The organism is Acholeplasma sp. ORD1043 (assembly GCF_057808485.1).
The window spans coordinates 72,130-91,962 of the sequence record NZ_JAQLOJ010000006.1; the positions used below are offsets into that span (position 1 = coordinate 72,130).

20 protein-coding genes and 1 riboswitch are annotated in these 19,833 nt (G+C 32.1%); of the genes, 19 read left to right on the plus strand and 1 reads right to left on the minus strand.

Features of this window, described 5'->3' with window-relative positions:
* The first annotated feature begins 46 nt into the window (after positions 1-46).
* Positions 47-1,222 carry a helix-turn-helix domain-containing protein gene (locus tag PG914_RS03155; RefSeq protein ID WP_488822262.1) on the plus strand — a complete coding sequence of 392 codons (1,176 nt, stop codon included), beginning with the start codon at positions 47-49 and terminating at the stop codon, positions 1,220-1,222.
* 19 nt (positions 1,223-1,241) lie between these two features.
* Here the strand turns inward: PG914_RS03155 and coaD are convergent, their stop codons facing one another.
* A complete protein-coding gene (gene coaD, locus PG914_RS03160) occupies positions 1,242-1,724 on the minus strand; it encodes a pantetheine-phosphate adenylyltransferase (protein ID WP_488822263.1) in 483 nt (160 codons plus the stop codon).
* 137 nt (positions 1,725-1,861) lie between these two features.
* Here coaD and PG914_RS03165 point away from each other — a divergent pair, with 137 nt between their 5' ends.
* From PG914_RS03165 to PG914_RS03250, 18 genes are all read left to right on the plus strand, one after another.
* Positions 1,862-2,296: an LSm family protein gene (locus PG914_RS03165; protein WP_488822264.1), complete on the plus strand. Its 435-nt coding sequence runs from the start codon at positions 1,862-1,864 to the stop codon at positions 2,294-2,296.
* A 14-nt stretch (positions 2,297-2,310) separates the two neighbouring features.
* On the plus strand, positions 2,311-3,387 hold the full coding sequence (gene nusA / locus PG914_RS03170; RefSeq protein ID WP_488822265.1) for a transcription termination factor NusA: 1,077 nt from the start codon (positions 2,311-2,313) through the stop codon (positions 3,385-3,387).
* A gap of 18 nt (positions 3,388-3,405) precedes the next feature.
* Complete coding sequence (gene rnpM, locus PG914_RS03175; RefSeq protein WP_488822266.1) at positions 3,406-3,663, plus strand: RNase P modulator RnpM; 258 nt, start codon at positions 3,406-3,408, stop codon at positions 3,661-3,663.
* Positions 3,660-3,938 (plus strand): L7Ae/L30e/S12e/Gadd45 family ribosomal protein, encoded by a 279-nt coding sequence (locus PG914_RS03180; protein WP_488822267.1) that lies wholly within the window; start codon positions 3,660-3,662, stop codon positions 3,936-3,938. The genes rnpM and PG914_RS03180 overlap by 4 nt, the downstream gene beginning before the upstream one ends.
* A gap of 17 nt (positions 3,939-3,955) precedes the next feature.
* The gene (gene infB / locus PG914_RS03185) at positions 3,956-5,800 is read left to right on the plus strand and encodes a translation initiation factor IF-2 (RefSeq protein ID WP_488822268.1); all 1,845 of its coding nucleotides are present in this window, start codon (positions 3,956-3,958) and stop codon (positions 5,798-5,800) included.
* The gene (gene rbfA, locus PG914_RS03190; RefSeq protein ID WP_488822269.1) at positions 5,800-6,153 is read left to right on the plus strand and encodes a 30S ribosome-binding factor RbfA; all 354 of its coding nucleotides are present in this window, start codon (positions 5,800-5,802) and stop codon (positions 6,151-6,153) included. Before infB ends, rbfA begins: the two co-directional genes overlap by 1 nt.
* Before the next feature lie 57 nt (positions 6,154-6,210).
* Positions 6,211-8,484, plus strand: coding sequence for a replication restart helicase PriA (priA, locus tag PG914_RS03195; RefSeq protein ID WP_488822270.1), 2,274 nt, complete (start codon positions 6,211-6,213; stop codon positions 8,482-8,484).
* 11 nt (positions 8,485-8,495) lie between these two features.
* On the plus strand, positions 8,496-9,410 hold the full coding sequence (fmt, locus tag PG914_RS03200; RefSeq protein WP_488822271.1) for a methionyl-tRNA formyltransferase: 915 nt from the start codon (positions 8,496-8,498) through the stop codon (positions 9,408-9,410).
* Entirely contained in the window at positions 9,403-9,987 is a 585-nt protein-coding gene (locus PG914_RS03205) for a phosphatidylglycerophosphatase A family protein (protein ID WP_488822272.1), read from the plus strand. The genes fmt and PG914_RS03205 overlap by 8 nt, the downstream gene beginning before the upstream one ends.
* A 6-nt stretch (positions 9,988-9,993) precedes the next feature.
* Entirely contained in the window at positions 9,994-11,316 is a 1,323-nt protein-coding gene (locus PG914_RS03210) for an HD domain-containing protein (protein WP_488822273.1), read from the plus strand.
* Positions 11,317-11,368: 52 nt separating this feature from the next.
* Positions 11,369-11,468: riboswitch (SAM riboswitch) on the plus strand.
* Positions 11,469-11,534: 66 nt separating this feature from the next.
* Complete coding sequence (metK, locus tag PG914_RS03215; RefSeq protein ID WP_488822274.1) at positions 11,535-12,695, plus strand: methionine adenosyltransferase; 1,161 nt, start codon at positions 11,535-11,537, stop codon at positions 12,693-12,695.
* A 48-nt stretch (positions 12,696-12,743) separates the two neighbouring features.
* The gene (locus tag PG914_RS03220; RefSeq protein ID WP_488822275.1) at positions 12,744-13,316 is read left to right on the plus strand and encodes a LemA family protein; all 573 of its coding nucleotides are present in this window, start codon (positions 12,744-12,746) and stop codon (positions 13,314-13,316) included.
* 76 nt (positions 13,317-13,392) lie between these two features.
* The gene (locus PG914_RS03225; protein WP_488822276.1) at positions 13,393-14,304 is read left to right on the plus strand and encodes a DUF3137 domain-containing protein; all 912 of its coding nucleotides are present in this window, start codon (positions 13,393-13,395) and stop codon (positions 14,302-14,304) included.
* On the plus strand, positions 14,305-14,763 hold the full coding sequence (locus PG914_RS03230; RefSeq protein WP_488822277.1) for an NUDIX hydrolase: 459 nt from the start codon (positions 14,305-14,307) through the stop codon (positions 14,761-14,763). It abuts the gene before it with no gap.
* A gap of 35 nt (positions 14,764-14,798) precedes the next feature.
* Complete coding sequence (secA, locus tag PG914_RS03235) at positions 14,799-17,264, plus strand: preprotein translocase subunit SecA (protein WP_488822278.1); 2,466 nt, start codon at positions 14,799-14,801, stop codon at positions 17,262-17,264.
* A gap of 7 nt (positions 17,265-17,271) precedes the next feature.
* The gene (gene prfB, locus PG914_RS03240) at positions 17,272-18,360 is read left to right on the plus strand and encodes a peptide chain release factor 2 (RefSeq protein ID WP_488822279.1); all 1,089 of its coding nucleotides are present in this window, start codon (positions 17,272-17,274) and stop codon (positions 18,358-18,360) included.
* A 1-nt stretch (position 18,361) separates the two neighbouring features.
* Complete coding sequence (locus tag PG914_RS03245; protein WP_488822280.1) at positions 18,362-19,234, plus strand: YitT family protein; 873 nt, start codon at positions 18,362-18,364, stop codon at positions 19,232-19,234.
* Positions 19,231-19,794 carry a regulatory protein RecX gene (locus PG914_RS03250; RefSeq protein WP_488822281.1) on the plus strand — a complete coding sequence of 188 codons (564 nt, stop codon included), beginning with the start codon at positions 19,231-19,233 and terminating at the stop codon, positions 19,792-19,794. Before PG914_RS03245 ends, PG914_RS03250 begins: the two co-directional genes overlap by 4 nt.
* Positions 19,795-19,833: the final 39 nt, after the last annotated feature.

Sequence of the window (19,833 nt, forward strand, 5' to 3'; positions counted from 1 at the left end):
TGTCGCATTTTTATATTTACTTTAATATGGGGTTGAGGTGATTAGTATGGATGCAAAAAAATGTGGTTTATTTATTCAAAGTTTAAGAAAAGAAAAGCGATACACACAAAATGAACTTGCTGAGTTAATTGGTGTAACGGATAAAGCAATTTCAAGATGGGAAACTGGAGAAGGCTTTCCGGAAGTAACCTTACTACCAAAACTAGCAGATATCCTTGGTGTTTCTATCGATGAACTTTTAAAAGGTGAAAGAGTTCAAAAAAATAAGCCTAAAGATCAAAATTATCTTTCTAGATTTAAACTCTATTCAATGTTAAGTGCGATAGTAATGTACTTTGGCTTAGTATTATCAATTTTAGTAATCAATTTGAATACAAATGTTTCAAATGCTGTTTGGATTGGACTTATCCCTATACTAGTATGTTGTTTTGGAGCAGGTATTTGGTATATTGTATTAAGAACTTTATTTATTGAAAAATCTGAGTGGAATGATCAAGATAAATTTACAGTTTATAAACAAACAAAATTGATTTATAGCAGTTTAATTTTATCGATTTTCTTATACTTACCATATCTTGTTGGTCATTATTTCATCTTAACTCAACAAGGTTGGATAATAGGTATTATATCTTTTGATACTTATTTATTATGGGCATTGTTTGCAGGGATTCTTGCAGTAGCTGTAATTTATATTGTTAATCTATTACACAGACATAACCTAAAATATATTAACATTAAATTAGTATTAAATTCAGTGACTGTTGCATTCTTTTTACTAACCCTAAATTTATTGGTATCACTCATTGATCCTTCAAACTTTGCAACCATTTCATTTCTGATGTTTGTAAATGAAATATTATCTTTAGGTTTAGTCATTTACTTTATGGTAACTAAGAAAATAAGTTTTAAATGGTTAATCTTATTACCGTTTATTTACTTTAATCTACATACAACTTTATTAACTAGAGCTAATGGTTTTGGTGATACAGGTGGGTACCTATATATACTTATAAGTGGATTAATATATTTGATTTTAATGGGATTTGCACTTAAATTTAAGAAAATTCCTCATACATACGTGCTCTTATATTTTGCAATGATAGGGTTTATCGGAACAATCCCAGTTAATCTGAATTATTTATTTGTTATCTATCAAGCAATTGGAGTTGCTATTGTAGGACTTATTGATTACTTAAATTCGCCTAAATTTATCAATAAATAAGCACTTCGGTTGAAGTGCTTTATTTTTTAGGTAATCCTTTTATGATATCATCTATACAATCTTCATGAACATATAAAGAAATATCTGCATGATGATAGACTAATTCTTTAATTGAAGACGATGAAACGAAGACGTTTCGTGAAGATGGTAATAATAGAACAGTTTCTAACTCTTGATTTAAGTTTTTGTTGAATTGATATAATTGATACTCTGCTTCGTAATCTGCAAAGTTTCTTAAACCGCGGAATAAGACTTCAGCTCCTAATTCACGAGCATATCTAACTACTAAATCTGAGGTAAAACTGATTTTAACGTTTTTAATATGTTTTGTCATCTTTAAAAGCATTTCTTGTCTTTGTTCCATTGAAAATGAAAAGACCTTGCGTGGGTTTTGAGCAATTACAACATGAAGTTCATCAACGAGTTTTGATGCACGTTCAATAATATCTAAGTGTGCTAGTGTTGGTGGATCGAATGAACCTGGATAAACACCTATTCTCATTAAAAATTCCTCTCTTTTGTAATCATATTGTAACATAAATGATTTATTTCTTGTCATTTATTAAAATAAATGCTACAATATTTTTGAAGATGAAGTGGGGCTCGAGAGTTCTCACTTATTTTTTGGAGAGTGATGAGATGGATTTAAATTTAATCAAAAATAAAGTTTTAACTGTGTTTGAAAAGCACAATTTAACTCTATTTAGCATAACAGTAGAGAAAATGGGTGCTGAAAAAGTTCTAACCATTTTGATAGATAATGAGTTGGAACATCAAACCTTAGAACCAATACATATGGAGGTCTTAGATTTAATTAATGATGATCTTCCTGATGATTACTACTTAGAACTTTCAACAGTAGGTATTGAGCGTCCATTAAGAACATTAGATGAAGTAATTGCAAACATCGGTAAATTTGTTTATATCGAAAGTGAACAATTTATTGGTGATGCAACAATTGATGATGTTAATGATGGTATCCTAGACATCAGTTTCCATATTAAAGGTAGACCTAAGAAACTGCAATTAAGTTATGAAAATATCAAATTTATTCGACAAGCTGTCAAATTTTGAGGTGAGAAAAGAAAATGATTAATAAAGCATTTTTCCAAAATATCAGCGTAGTTGCTGAAGATAATGATTTAACTACCGAGCAAGTATATTATGCATTTGAACAAGGTTTAATTGCTGCATGTAAAAAGCAATTAGGTGTTCAAACTTGCCGTGTTGAATTCAGAGAAGAAAAGAATGAACTTTTAGTTTTTGGACAATATTTCGTTTTACCTGAAGGTGAACTAAATCTTGACATGGATAAAAAGTATACATTCATCAAATTAGAAGATGCAAAAGCATTAAATTCAAGAGCTAAAGCAAATGAATTATTAGAAGTTAAAATTGAACCAGGTGAATTTAACTATAATGCATCAAGAGACTTAAAGCATCGTTTCAACGAAGTTTTAAACCAAATTAAGAAAGAAAATATCTATCAAGGTTTAAAGAAACTTCAATATGAAATGGTTAATGCGAAAGTATTAGATGTTGAACAAGATTTCTATCGTATTGAAATCAACAAAGATGTCATTACAATGTTACCTAAGAAAGAAGCATTACCAAATGATAAATTTCATTTAGGTGATCGCATCAAGGTTTATGTAACAGATGTAGAAATGAAACCAAAAGGACCAAAAATCTATGTATCTAGAACCCATGTTGGTTTAATCACTAGATTATTAGAAGAACATGTACCAGAAATTAAAGATGGTACAATCGAAGTTTTAGGTATCGCTCGTGACCCAGGTGATAGATCTAAAGTTGGTCTACGTTCAAATAACGAAAATGTAGACGTTATAGGTGCAACTGTTGGTGAAGGTGGCGTCCGTATTAAAGAAATTTCTAAGTTCTTATCCGGTGAAAAGATTGACCTTTTCCGTTGGAGTGACAATGAAAAAGAATTAATTGCGAATTCATTACAACCAGCACCAGTCGTAGCAGTAACTAAAGTTAATCCAAAAGACAAGAGTGCACTTGCGATTGTGCCAGATCAACAGTTATCTTTAGCTATTGGTAAATTAGGTCAAAACGTTAAATTAGCTGTTCAAGCTTCTGGTTGGTCAATTGACATTAAATCAGAATCAATTGCAGCTGACGAAGGTATTATTTACTAATCAAAGTAGGAGATTCTTATGAAAGTTAAAAAAGTTCCAATGCGTACTTGTGTAGTGACTAAAGAAGTACGACCAAAAAAAGATTTAATCCGTGTAGTAGCGACTAAAGAGGGCGTAGTCTCTGTTGATACTAAAGGTAAAGCTAACGGTAGAGGAGCCTATTTAATCTTGCAAAAAGAAGTCATCGAGCTTGCTAAGAAGAATAAAGCCTTAGACAAAAAATTAGAAGTAACTGTACCAGATAATATTTATGAGGAGTTATTAGGACTCTTATGAACTTAGGTGCACTTGGACTCGCATATCGTGCTAAAAAGACAGTACTCGGTACTGATGAAGTTGTCGCAAGCCTTCAAAAAGGTGAACTTTATTTAGTCTTGTTAGCCAATGATGCTGGTCCCAATACAAAAAAGAAAATCAGTGACAAAACGAAAACTTATCAAGTAGAATTGAACGAACAATTTTCATCATTAGAGCTTAATAAAGCACTAGGAAGAGAAAATGTAAAAGTAATCGGTATTAAAGATAAGGGGTTTAGTATGTTGCTGAAGTAGAAAGGATTGTGATTCATATGGCGTATAAAAATAATTATAAAAAGCCAATGCCAAAAAAAGATTTTCGTAAATCGAACATCCCAGTAAAAAGTAAAGAGGTAAATAAACCACAAGTTAAAGAAGTGATTTATCGACCAGAATTGACGGTTGCTGACATTGCTGAGGCAATGCAAGTATCAAATGCCATCCTAATTAAGAAATTAATGGGATTAGGTATGATGACTGCAGTTAACCAAGTATTAGATAGAGAAACCGTTGAACTTGTTGCCTTAGAAATGGGATACACGGTTAAAGATGAAGTTATTACAGACTTAACCAGATATGATGAAATGGAAATCGTTGACGATCCAAATGACCTAGTTAAACGTAACCCAATTATTACGATAATGGGACACGTTGACCATGGTAAAACAACATTACTTGATTCTATTAGAAAATCACGTGTTGTATCAGGTGAAGCTGGTGGGATTACCCAGCATATTGGTGCTTACCAAGTAGAACAACATGGTGAAAAAATTACATTCATCGACACCCCTGGGCACGCTGCTTTCACAGAAATGCGTGCACGTGGTGCTAAAGTTACAGATATTGTTATTTTAGTTGTTGCTGCTGATGATGGTGTTAAACCACAAACAATTGAAGCTTTAGAACATGCAAAAGCAGCTAAAGTTCCAATTATTGTTGCAATCAACAAAATTGATAAACCAAGTGCTAATCCAGATAATGTCATGTCAGAATTATCAAACCATGGGTTGATTCCAGAAAAATGGGGTGGTACAACACCATTTGTTGAAGTATCAGCACTTAAAAAGTTAGGTATTGATAATTTATTAGATGTCATTTTATTAGTTGCTGAAATGGAAGACTTAAAAGCAAATCCTAAGCGACTTGCTAAGGGTACTGTTATTGAAGCATCGTTGGATAAAGGACGTGGACCGGTTGCAACAGTTATTGTTGAAAATGGTACATTAAAAATTGGTGATATTATCGTATGTGGTAACACATTTGGTAAAATTAGAACCATGAATGACGACTTAAAACGTCGCTTTACAGAGGCATTACCAGGTACCCCAGTTGAAATTACTGGACTTGATGATGTACCTGCTGCAGGAGATGTTTTCATGGTATTTACTGATGAAAAAGTCGCTCGTCAAACAGCAGAAGCACGTGCTTCAAAACAAAGAGAAACACTTTCTAAACAACAAAAAGCTACATCACTTGAAACGATGTTTGGTACTCAAGATGATGGTACTAAAGTGTTAAATCTTGTATTAAAAGCAGACGTTCAAGGTTCTATTGAAGCATTAAAAGGTATGTTAGAAAAGATTAACATTGAAGGATTCCATGCTAATATCGTAAGAAGCGGTGTTGGTGCAATCTCAGAAAGTGATATCTCATTAGCATCAGCCTCAAATGCAATTGTAATTGGTTTTAACGTTCGTCCAACTGCAGCAGTTAAAGCAGTTGCGGAAACACAAGGCGTTGAAATTAGATTATACAATATCGTTTATCGTATTACAGAAGATATCGAAAAAGCACTTAAAGGTATGTTAGCACCTACCTTTGAAGATGTTGTTACAGGTCAAGCAGAAGTTCGTCAAATCTTTACTTTCTCTAAAGTAGGTAAGATTGCAGGATGTATGGTAACTGAAGGTGTTATCAGACGTGATGGTAAGGCTACAATTATCCGTGATGGTGTAGTCATCTACAAGGGCGAATTTAACGACTTAAAACGTATGAAAGATGACGTTAAAGAAGTTAGAGCAGGCTTTGAATGTGGTATTTCAATTGTGAACTTCAACGACATCAAAGAAGGCGATATAATCGAGTGTTCTATCGAAAAAGAAGTGGAGATTAAATAATGAGTATAACTACTGATCGTTTAGCATCTCGCATTTTAAGAGAACTTGTTCATATTGTTAATAATGTTATTAAAAATCCTAATATTGGTTATATAACAATTACAGAAACAAAAGTTACAAAAGACTTAAGTTTTGCTAAAGTATATTACACAATTATGACGGAAGACGAAGCAACTAAAACAAGAGCTGCTGAGTTATTAGAGACTAACAAAAAAGAAATTCGTATGAAATTAGCTGAAAAGATTAGAGACGTTAGAAAAATTCCAGATTTAGTCTTTGAATTCGACAAAGCTTTAGCATATGGTAACCATATTGCAAAACTCTTAAACGAGATTAAAAAAGAAGAAGAATAGTAAATATCCCAGAAATGGGATATTTTTATTATGTTATAATAAGACTGGGTGATTTAGTTGATTGTATCTGTCGTAATTGACATTAAACATCGAGATTTAAATCAAGTATATGATTATATCGTACCAACCGAATTTGAATCATCAATTCAAAGAGGAATGCGCGTTATAGTCCCATTTACAGATAATAATCTTGAACGCTTAGGCTTTGTTGTTGATGTCAAACAAAGAAGTGCTTCAGCAACTAAATATATAAAAGAAATTCTCGACTTAGAACCAATTGTGGATGATGAGTTTTTTTTAATGTTGGATGAATTAACAAAGTTGCCATCTAATTTAATTGCATCTAGTGTAGAAGCGATGCTACCACAAGACTTATTAATACATTATGTTAAAAAGATTACTTTACTTAATCAAGAATTAGTTGATGACGAACTCATTTCAATGTTTAACACTAAGAATGAATTTATCTTAAAGAAAAAGGATCAAAAAATTTACCCAAAAATTAAGCGTCTTTCACTAAAAGGTGCAATCAAAATTGAGACAATTCTTTTACCTAAGGTAAAAAAGGATTATATCTATTACTTAGAGGTTAAGAATCCAAGTTTAGCTAAAACACCTAAACAAAAAGAAGTTATCTCACTTTTTGGTGAAAATCAAAAAATACTTAAATCAAGTATCTTAGAAAGTTATTCAAGTGATGTAATCAAACGAATGGTTCGTTCTGGTATTCTTGAAGAAACATCGATTCTAAAACGTCTTGAAGGTTTTACATTTGATAAAAAAGAATTAAATCCACTCGATTTAAAACTTCAAAAAGATTTAGATTTAATTGAACTTAATGAACAATCATCCTATCTCATCGAAGGGCATAATAAAGATTCAAAAGCATTTTTAAATCATTTCATTCGACGTGTAGTTGATCAAAATCAACAAGTCTTAATTTTAGTCCCAGAACGATTTATGGTTAATCCATTAAAAGAAATGTTAGCATCTGAATTTACTGACACATTAGTGCTTGCACATTCTTCTGACTCTACTTTTAAAGAACGTTATTTAAATCAAGAAAATATTCTAGCCAATGATGCGAAAATTATAGTTGCATCAAGACTAGGTATTTTTACTCAGTTTAAAAATTTAGGTGCAATTATTATCTCATCCAGTCATGATGATAGTTATTATCCGTTTGAAGGATTATACTATGATGTATTCAAACTTGCGAAACTACGTTCGAAGTATCATAATATTCCACTTATACTAAATACACATACAAAAACAATGAGTGATGAATTAAATATTTCGAAAGGTCATTTCATCCATATTGATTTATCAAGTAGAGATATTGAGCCTAAAGTCACATTAGTTGATATGAAAGATGAATTAAAACAAGGTAACACTAAAATGTTATCTAAACATTTAAAATCACGTTTAGATGAAACGCTAGAACAAAATTTAAATAGTTTATTAATCTTAAATCAAAAAGGGTATGCCCCATTTGTGATGTGTCGAAGTTGTTCATATGTACCTAAAGATCCAACAACAAATATTCCGCTTAATTACGTTGAAAAAACACATATGCTTCGTTCGCAATTAACTAAACATCAAGAACCTTTCACGAAGACTTGTCCAAAGTGTGGTAAAGAAGCTATGAAACCAGTTGGTGCAGGTATTGAACTCTTAAAAAACTACATTACAAAAACATATCCAGATATTGAAATCATACAAATTGATAAGGACACAATTTCAACTAAAGAAACGTATGAAATCATTAAAAATACAAAACCAAATGATAAAAAAATCTTTATTGGCACACAATTAGCGCTAAAATCATCTTTTAAAGATAAAATATCTTTAGTCAGTATTTTAGTTGCAGACAGTTTCTTAAAACTACCAAGATATGATGCCAATGAGATTGCATTTAAACTTTTTAGTGATGCTAAAAACATAGCTAAAGATGAACTCATTATTCAGTCATATGACACCAATCACTTTGTCTTAAATGCATTAAGTACTTCCAAAGACATTTATTACAAAGAAGAAATGTCCAACAGACGTTTATCAAAGATGCCACCATATAACAAGATTATGCAAGTAAGGGTATCCTCTGATAGTTATTTAAAGGTGCATCAATATGCACACCAGTTAAAACAACGATTAAAAGTAGAAGGTATCGAGTGTTTAGGGCCAGTTGATTCAAATCTCCTTAAACAAAATGATAAATATCAAGTTTTACTCTTAATCAAATATCAAAATTTAAGCGATACAGTTAAAGATTTACTCGTTTCAAACAATCGATATCAAGTTGAAACAAATCCACTCTTTAGCTGGTATTAAGGAGAAATAGTATGATTGTATTCATGGGAACACCAGAATTTTCAGTACCAATTTTACAAATGTTAATCGATGAAAAATATCCAGTTGGACTTGTTGTCACACAACCAGATAGATTGGTAGGAAGAAAAAAAGAACTTCAAAAATCACCTGTTAAACAATTAGCAGAAAAGTATGGCATAGAAGTATTTCAACCGGAGAATTTAAGAGCTGATTATCAATATATTATTGATAAAAAACCTAATTTAATTATTACAGCGTCTTATGGTCAAATCTTACCTAAAGCTTTACTTGATCAAATAAAGGCAATTAATGTCCATGGTTCACTCTTACCGAAATATAGAGGTGGTGCACCAATTCAATACAGTTTATTTAATGGTGATAAAGAGACTGGTATTACATTAATGGAGATGGTATTCAAGATGGATGCTGGAGCAATGATTGATAAAGCGTCTCTACAAATCGAAGCATTTGATGATTATGGTATACTCAGTCAAAAACTATCACTGATCGGCCGTGATCTATTAAAGAAAAATTTAGACAATATCATAAAAGGCAACTATACTGCAAATCCTCAAAATGAAGCTGATGTAACGTTTGCATTCACCTTAAAATATGAAGATGAAGCATTAGATTTCAACAAGAGTGTATTATGGAATCATAATAGAGTACGTGGTCTATCACCAAATGTTGGTGCTCACTTCACTATAAATAATGTTTTAGTAAAAGTATTTAAATCACGTATAAGTGATATAATTGATATAAAACCAGGCGAAATTCGTATATTACCAAAACGTTTGGTTATTGGCTGTTTAGATGGTGGTCTTGAATTAGAGTTAATTCAACAAGCTGGTAAGAAGTTACTTCCAGTGAGAGATTACCTTAACGGACAAACACTGTTTATAAACGGAGGAAAGATTAATGGATAGCAAAAAATTAGCATATAACCGCGAAGAAATGTTAAAGCTAAATTTAGAAGCTTTAAAATCTAGAGGCGGTGTTACAATCGATGATATTGCTGAAATTGCATATCGTCAACAAAGTAAGTATTATCCAGATGTAAGTTATCAACTATGTTATGAATCAGTTGAAAAGATTTTAACATTTAGAGATGTTTTCCACCATATTCAATTTGCATCAGAAGTTGATAGATTAGCAGAAGAAAAAGCTTTCAAAGGACCTATTCAAGATATTTTATACTATGATTACGGTCTATTTGGACTTGATGAAGTTCTAGGTTTAGACGTTGCACGTTTATACGGTGCAATTGGCCAAACAAACTTTGGTGATATTGACGTTAATAAACGTGGTATTGTTGATAAACTAAACTCTGAAGGTAAAAAAGATGGTGTTGTTCATACACTAATGGATGATATTGTTGGTTCTATCGCAGCGGCTGCATCAACGCGTGTTGCACAAGTGATGAATGAAGATGCTGCAATGGAAAATCCTGGTTATCATAAAGTTAATTTATTTGAAGAACTTGAAGGGAAAAAGGATAAATAATATTCCATGGATTTGAACAAACCTAAAAATCGTTTAAAGGGTCTAGGCAAACGACTTTTTTCAAAGTACTTTGGGTTTGAAACAGGTATCGATATTGCCAATGACGTTGCTGTATTATACAGACGAAATGTTGTTATTAAAAACATTGTTTTCGTATCTAACCTACTGTATTCGGTAGTCTTTTTCGTTTTAGGTTTTTCAGTATCAAACCCAACCACTGACTGGTTGTTTGCTATTGCATCCTTACCTATTACATTAGCGGTTGGTAAGCTTCAATCAAAATTAATTGATTTAGATCACAACGACTTAACTAAGCAGCAAATTGCAATGTATGTCTCATCATTCTGGATATTTATTTCTGCAATGTTAGTTTACGTTAGAATTTATGCTGTTGGTTCAAATGCATTGTTTGAAACGGCTAGTTATGTTTTGATTTATTACGCATTAGTAGAAATTTCACTTTATCAAGATAAAAGACTTTTATCTAACTCATTTGTTTCACTTTTTGGATTCACAACTTTAATCCATTTTGCTGTCACATATAATTTCTTTAATTTAGGTTTAACTTGGCAAGAATTTGCAACAGAAATCTTTAGAGAAGGCAGTGATTTAGGTCGACAAGTTGGTGCATTGCTATTAAGAACAATGATTTTTATGCTCTTTTATGGTGTTAACTTCATTATTGTTTCGATTGGTCAGTCAATCCAAGAAGAACGTAAAAAAGAGTTATCTAAACGACGCGAAGTTCAAGCTGACTTTACTCATATTGTAAGAAACTTATTTAACGTCGTTTTCCAAAGTGCGCAAAGTTTACTTGATCAAGTGCATGCAAAAAGAGTTGCAACAGTTGCCTCTAAAATTGCCGTTTACTATAACTTAGATGAAGAATTAAAATTGGAGATGGAAAAATATAGTTTAATCCATTTGAAGTTTGATGAAATCAAAGATTTAATGATGGATACCGAAGGTTATAATGAACAAACATATGATCTTATTAAGGCTAAAACTGATTTAGGTAGTAAGATTGGTAAGAGATTACAACTTGCTCAAAAGACCAATGAAGTTTTACGTCGTCATATTGAAGGTGATGCAAATGAAGCATTTATCGAAGATATGAGAAAAATCCAACCAGAAATTAATGCTCAAATTTTATTCCTTGCGGATTGTTATATTTCGATTCGTTCAGTCTCAAGTTTCCACAGACCATATTCACATCAACAAGCAATTCAATTCTTCCAAAAAGAGTTAATTACATATTTTGATTACAATTTAAAAGAAACATTCTTAAAGTATAACGAAGAAATTAATGAATTGTATCATAATCTATAAAACCTATTTACAAACTCTATTAAATAGAGTATGATACTTACGAACTAAATAAGACTTATTAAGAGCAGGTTAGGAGATTGGTTCCATTGACCCTGCAGCAACCTATTAAATTAGGTGCTCAATCCAAGAGGGGTACTACCCAACAATAAGGAATTTGTTAAAGACGCTTCCTTGTTGGAAGCGATTTTTTTTGACAAAAAGGAAGGGAATTAAAAATCATGAGTTATATTTTTTCATCAGAGTCTGTTGGTAAAGGACACCCAGACAAAGTAGCAGATTACATTGCAGATAGTGTCTTAGACTACTGTCTAGCATTTGACCCAAATTCACGTTGTGCAATTGAGGTTGCACTAGCACATACAACAGTGTATGTCTTTGGTGAAGTCACAACTAAAGCTAAATTAGATCCAGAAACAGTAATTGATATTGCTAAAGAAGCAATTAAGTTCTGTGGTTATAATGACCCAAGATTTATTTTTGAAGCTGATTCAGCAACTTATCATATCAACATCGGTACACAATCACCTGATATTGCTATGGGGGTTGATGAAAAAGAAGATAAGGAACAAGGTGCTGGTGACCAAGGTATTATGTTTGGATTTGCCAAAGATGATACAACATCTTTAATGCCATTACCAATCTTTTTAGCACATGAACTGACAAAGCGTTTAGCATTTGTTAGAGAAAATGGTATTGTAAAAGGCTTAGGACCAGACTGTAAATCACAAGTTTCAGTGGAATATTCAGATGATCACAAACCATTAAAAGTTACAGCAGTTGTTGTTTCTACCCAACATTACGATGAAAAGACTTTAGATGAAGTAAAACGCGATGTAATGGAACATGTTATTAAACCGATTATTCCAGCAGATTTACTAGATGATAATACCAAGTATTATATTAATCCGACAGGTCGTTTTGTTATAGGTGGACCAGTTGGTGATTCAGGTTTAACTGGTCGTAAACTGATTGTTGATACCTATGGTGGTTACTCACGTCATGGTGGTGGTGCATTCTCAGGTAAGGATTCATCAAAAGTTGACCGCTCAGCTTCATATTTTGCTCGCTATTTAGCAAAACTAGTTGTTGCATCAGGTATTGCAAAAACTTGTGAAATCCAATTAGCATATGCAATTGGTGTTGCTGAACCAGTTTCGCTTTATGTGAATACTTTCGGTACTGCTAAAATTTCTGACCAAGTAATTCAAGAAAGATTACAAAAATCTTTCAAAATGACACCAAAAGCAATCATCGAAAAACTTGGTTTAAAACGTCCTATCTTCAAACAAACTGTTCATTTTGGACACTTTGGTAAACAAGATGAAGTATTTTCTTGGGAAAATTCTGATTTAATTGATATATTTAGTGATTTGTTATAAAATAACAAGTGCATCATAAGATATTTTTTTTAAAGGAGATAAGAAAATATGGATCCAGTATTAACAATTGTTTTAGTTGTTTTAGGTATTATCGTATTCTTAGCGTTGATTTTCTTTATTTGGTATATTTCAACTGTAAATGCATTTAGACAAATGCAAGTTAAAATTGATGAGTCTGAATCTTCAATTGATATTGCTTTAACTAAGCGATTTGATTTATTAACAAAAATGGTTTCTGCAACTAAAGGTTACATGAAACATGAATCAGAAACTTTAACTAATGTTGTCAAAATGAGACAACCAGCACATAATGCACCAATGGCTGAAAAACAAGAATTTGCGAATCAATTATCAGCAGGTTTATCACAACTTAATGTTGTGGTAGAACAATATCCTGATTTAAAAGCTTCTCAAAATTTCTTAAGTTTACAAAATGCAACTACTGAAGTTGAAGAAAACTTACAAGCTGCAAGACGAGTTTATAACTCAAATGTTTCAGTATACAATCAACGTATTGTTACATTTCCATCAAGTTTAGTTGCAGGATGGAAAAACTTTACTAAACGTGATTTCTTTGAAGCAGAAGCTCAAAAGAGAAAAGACGTAGACTTTAATTTCTGAAGTTAGTTAAATTTTGAGGAAAGCAGTAACCTTCTTTTTTAGGTTCTGCTTTTTTTGATAAAAGAAAGGGTCACCTATGATTAAAGAACTTGAACAACTTGAAAGAGAGCGATTGCTCGCAAGAAGTGAACAAAAAAAGTATAATAGACTTTCTATTATATTTGGAACTCTTGCAATTTCGTTTGTATTAGGTATATTTTTTGAAAGCGCAATACTCATCATAATTGGTATTATTGGTGTGTTTGCGGCTGGTATTTTTGCAACTATTGGTTATAAAAAAACTGAACCATTTAGAAAAAAGTTTAAAACGGAAGTCATTACAACCTTACTTAAACAAAAATATAATGATGTTTTTTATAACCCATTAAGTTCAATTGATTTAAATGAAATTCTTTCAACTTCATTAGTAAAACGTCCAGATCGTTGGCATGGTGAAGATTTTCTTTCTGCAACTTATAAAAATGTTTCATTTAAGGTATCTGAATTTAAATTAGAAGAGCGTCATATTCGTCGTGACTCTAAAGGTAATACATATGTTACATATGAAACATATTTCCAAGGTCGTTGGTATGTTTATAAGTTTCCAAGAAACTTTAAAAACTCTTTGCGAATTTTAGAAAAATCATTCTTAGGATTTGCTTTTGCACCTAACGGATTTAAGAAAGTAGAAACTGAAAGTATCGAGTTTAACAAAAAGTTTATTGTTCATACAACGGATGAACATCATGCTTTTTACATCATCACACCAGTCATGATTGAAAGAATTGCAATGTTGGAAAAAGGATTTAAAGGTACTATTTCATTCTTATTCCGCAACAATGAACTTCATATTGCTGTAAATGACTCATCAAATCGATTTGAACCGAGACTCGATATTCCACTTACGGATGAAGGGTTAAAAGCATATGATATTGATATTAACATTATGGCAGAAATTATTGAAGCATTTGGCCTTGACCGTGATAAATTCCAAGATGCAGGGTTATAAATGGGATACATTTCAGATTTAAGAAAATTTGTAGGACATAAACCGCTTATTATGGTGACAGCAGCAGGTATTATCATCAAAGATCATAAAATCCTTCTGCAAAAAAGAGCTGATTTAAATCTTTGGGCAATCCATGGTGGTGCACTTGAAATTGGTGAAACAATTGAGGATACTTTGGTAAGAGAAATCAAAGAAGAGATTGGTATTAAACTTACAAATTATCAATTTTATAAAGTATTTTCCGGGGAAAATTTTAGAATTGAGTACCCAAACAAAGATATCGTTTATCTTGTTGACAATATTTTTATTGTGACCGATTTTGAAGGTGAAATAAAAATAGATCAAAGTGAAGTCACTGAAGTTAAGTGGTTTAATTTAACGGATATTCCATGGCAACACTTAATGCCACATAATGAGCTTATACTCAAAGAGTATATATTGAGTAAACAAGATAAATAAGGTATCATATAAAAGACAAAAGAGGATGTGATGACATGTTTGGATTATTCGATCCATCAAAAAAAGCATTAAAAAGATATCGTAAACTAGCAAATGCTGTATTTGCATTAGAAGCAGATATGAAAAAACTGTCAGATGAGGAATTAAAACAACAGACAGAAAAATTTAAAGCAAGACTATCTAACGGTGAAACATTAGATGATATTTTAGTTGAAGCATTTGCTACAGTTCGCGAGGCATCAACTAGAGTATTAAAAATGACACCATACTTTGTACAGGTTATGGGTGGTATTTCAATTCACGAAGGTAATATTTCTGAAATGAAAACCGGTGAAGGTAAAACTTTAACAGCGGTTATGCCAGCTTACTTAAATGCCCTTAATGGTTTAGGCGTACATATTGTAACAGTCAATGAATACTTAGCAAAACGTGAAGCAGAAGGTGAAATCGGAGAACTATTTAAGTTCTTAGGTTTATCTGTTGGTCTGAATTTAAGAGACATGGATAGAAACCAAAAAAAGGCTGCCTATGCTTGTGATATTATGTATTCAACTAACTCTGAACTTGGATTTGATTACTTAAGAGATCATATGGTTGTATATCATCAAGATATGGTTGCTCAACGTGGTTATCCTTATGCAATCATCGATGAAGTTGACTCAATTTTAATTGATGAAGCAAGAACACCATTAATTATTTCTGGTCCGGCAAAACAAACTCAAAATTTATATCAACAATCAGATAAGTTTGTTAAATCATTAAACGATGAAGATTATGAATTAGATGTTGAATCTAACACAGTTGAACTTACCGAAAATGGTATTTCAAAAGCTGAGCAAATCTTTGGAATTGATAATCTTTATGATTTAAAACATGTAGCATTATTGCATCATATTAATAATGCTCTAAAAGCTAACTTCACAATGTTTAGAGATAAAGAATATATGGTTTTAGAAGGTGAAGTTTTAATTATCGACCAATTCACAGGTCGTATTTTAAGAGGCCGTCAATTTTCAGAAGGTCTACACCAAGCACTTGAAGCAAAAGAAGGCGTAGAAGTTAAGAAAGAAACCGTTACAGTAGCAACAATTACTTATCAAAATTTCTTCAGAATGTATAAGAAATTATCTGGTATGACAGGTACTGCTAAAACTGAAGAACCAGAGTTTATTGAAATTTATAATATGCAAGTTATCGAAATTCCAACCAATAAACCAGTTGTTCGTGAAGATGCGCCGGATTACTTCTTTGTTACTGCTGAAGAAAAGTTCAATGCATTAGTTGATGAGGTTGAACGTCGTCATTCGACTGGACAACCAATCTTAATTGGTACAGTTGCTGTTGAAACTTCAGAATTAATTTCAATGATGTTAAGAAAACGTCGTATTACACACGAAGTATTAAATGCGAAGAATCACGAACGCGAAGCTGAAATTATTGCAAAAGCTGGTCAAAAAGGAGCTGTAACAATCGCTACCAATATGGCTGGTCGTGGTACCGACATTAAATTAGGTGAAGGTGTTGTTGATTTAGGTGGTCTTGCTGTCCTAGGTTCTGAAAAACATGAAGCACGTCGTATTGACAATCAGTTAAGAGGTCGTTCAGGTCGTCAAGGAGACCCAGGTTTTACACGATTCTATTTATCTGCTGAAGATGAATTAATGATTCGTCGTGGTGGCGATAGATTCAAGCAAATCATTGCAACGCTTGAAAAAGCTCAAACAACTGGACAACCAGTTACATCAAGAATTATTACAAGTTTAATCACCGGAGCTCAAAAACGAAGCGAAGGTTATAATTCTGAAATTCGTAAGAATGTCTTAAAGTATGATGATGTCCTACGCTTACAAAGAGAAATTATTTACGAACAAAGAACATCTATTTTAACTGAGTCCTCAGTTGAAGAAAAAGTTATAAAATTCGTTGAAGATACAGTTGAGTCAGAAGCTCAAGAATTTATTGAACAAGTAGGTCGCGGTAAATTCGATATTAACGACGAAGGATTAAAAAATCATTTTGAGAGTTTATTATTCCCAAGAGGCACACTTGATTTGGAACACTTAAAGACGCTAGATGAAATTACTATCATCGAACATCTAAAAGAAGTTGCTAAAAATCTTCTATTTATGAAGAAAGATCAAGCGCCTGTAGAGGTTTATAATGAATTCTTAAAAGTCATTATGCTGCGCGTAATTGATACTTACTGGATGCGTCATATCGACATGATGCAAGAACTACGTCAAGGCGTTAGATTACAGTCTTATGGTCAACAAAACCCATTAATTATTTATCAAAGAGAAGGAAAACGTCTATTTGATGAAATGTTATATAACATCTCAAAAGATGTTGCTCGTTATGCATGTTTAGGTCAAATTAGAATGGATGTACAACGTGAAGCAGTGGTAAAAAACACTTCTACAAACCAAGGTACAGAAGCTAAGAAAGACAAACCAAAAGTCGTAAAAGTTCACAGAAGCCAATTACCATGGAACAAGAGGTAGTTTCTTCATGGAAAAATATGAAGTTTATAAAACTTTAGAAAATTTTGAATTAACAATTAATGATTTAGAAAAAGCAATTAATTTAGACGTGCTCAATGCACGTCTTTTAGAGTTAGAAACACAAATGAATGAACCAAACTTTTGGAATGACCCAAATAAAGCTAAAAAGGTCAATCAAGAGGCAACTGCATTAACTTATAAGAAGGAAACAATCTTAAAATTGAAATCTCAATATGACGATCTTAACCTTTGGTTAGAAGATGCTAAAGAAGGTACAGAAGAATGGGATATCGTAGAATCTGAATTAAAAGATTTAGAAGAAAAATTAAGAGGGTTTGAAGTCGAAATTCTACTTAATGAACCATACGATGATAACAATGCAATTTTAGAACTCCACCCAGGTGCTGGTGGTACTGAATCTATGGACTGGTGTTCAATGTTGATGCGTATGTATCAACGTTATGCAGCATTAAAGGGATTCAAAGTAGAAATTTTAAACTATTTACCAGGTGAAGAAGCAGGTGTTAAATCTGTGACTATGCGAATCTCTGGTCCTTATGCTTATGGTTATTTAAAAGCTGAACGTGGCATTCATCGTTTAGTACGTATCTCTCCATTTGACTCTAATAAACGACGTCATACATCATTTGTGTCTTGTGATGTTGCACCTGAAATTGATGATGATATAGATATTGTTGTTAAAGATGAGGACTTAAGAATTGATACATTCCAATCAAGTGGTGCAGGTGGACAATCGGTTAATACAACATATTCAGCAGTACGTTTAACCCACATTCCAACCAACATTGTTGTTTCAATGCAAAACGAACGTAGTCAAATCAAGAACAAAGAAGCAGCAATGACGATTTTAAAATCGAAATTATATCAATTAGAAATTGAAGCAAAATTGAAAGAGATTAATGACTTGAAGGGTGAGAAAGCTGAGATTGGTTGGGGTAACCAAATTAGATCTTATGTCTTCCAACCTTATCAAATGGTCAAAGACCATCGTACTGGCTTTGAAGTAGGTAATATTGCTTCAGTGATGGATGGAGATATCGACGGATTTATTACAGCATTTTTAAAGGTGAAATAACATGAAGATAAATGAAAAAGTAAAAAGTTATTTAATGATATCCCTAGGTGTATTTGCACTCCATTTAGGCTTTTATTTCTTCCTACAACCACTTAATTTAGTTATTGGTGGTATGATGGGGATTTCTATGTTAGTTTTACCGTACATTCCATTATCAATCGGTGTCATTTATTTTCTATTTAACGTCATTGCATTAATTTTTGGTGCATTAATGTTTGGTAAAGAATTCTTCGCAAGAACAGTTTATGCAACCATTCTTGCTCCACTGTTAGTTACATTGTTTGAACTTATAGGTATTAGCGATTCACTTATCATGGATCAAATCTCACCAAATTATCAACTCTTAATCGGAGCCTTGTCAGGTGGTGTTTTAATCGGTGTCGGGATTGGCTTTGTACTGCGCTTTAATGCGACAACAGGTGGTATTGATGTGTTTCAAAAAGCCATCAATAAATACTTAAAAGTTCCATTCTCGGTTGCAGTCTATGTAACCGATGGTATTATCATTATTTTAGGTATGTTAGTAAACTTTGAAAGTGGTATATTTGCAATCTTTACAATGTTTGTTACCACAGTAATGATTAATAAAACAGCTATTATGGGCCGCAGTGCATATGCACTTCTAATCATTAGTGAAAAGACTGAAGAAATTAAAAAGACAATTCTTCATGATATCGAACGAGGTCTAACTTTCTTAAAAGCTACGGGTGGTTATACACTTCGTGAAAAAGAAATTGTTATTACAACTGTATCACGTCAAGAATTATATTATTTGAAAGATAAAATTACAGAACTTGATCCTAGCGCATTCACATTAATATTTTCAACTAAAGAAGTTTTAGGTGATGGTTTCCATAGGAATGATATTACATGAAAATAAAAGAGATTAGACGACTATCTAAAGACTATCAAATCACCTTTGAAAATGGTGAAAAAATTAAAGTGGATGAAGATACTATCGTTAATCATAGATTAATCCAAGGTAAAGAAGTAGACAGTCTAGAATTAATAAAAAGAGAAGTCGAAAAAAATAAACTTTATGACAAAGCTGTTCGTTTTGCATCATACGGAAAATCAGAAAACCAAATGATCGAGTATTTACTTGAACAAGGTATGATTAATACGTATGATATGATCGTACGACTTAAAAAAGATAAGGTTATTAACGATTGGCAATTAATCAGAAGTCTTCAAAACCAAGGTTATTCTTATCAAAAATTACTATCTAAACTACAGCATTATAAACTTGATCAAATTCAAATTGATGAAGCTTTAAAAAATTATGATGAAAGAATTCCTCTAAAGAAAGCTTTTGCAGTAGTATTAAAGAAATATCAAAAAGAAGAATATAAAAAGAAACAAGAAAAGATTTATAGAAACTTAGTCCAACAAGGATTTAGTGAAGAAAACGTTTCAAATATCATGGGTATATAAGATAATGGCCCTTTAAAATAGATGGAGGTATTAACCTCT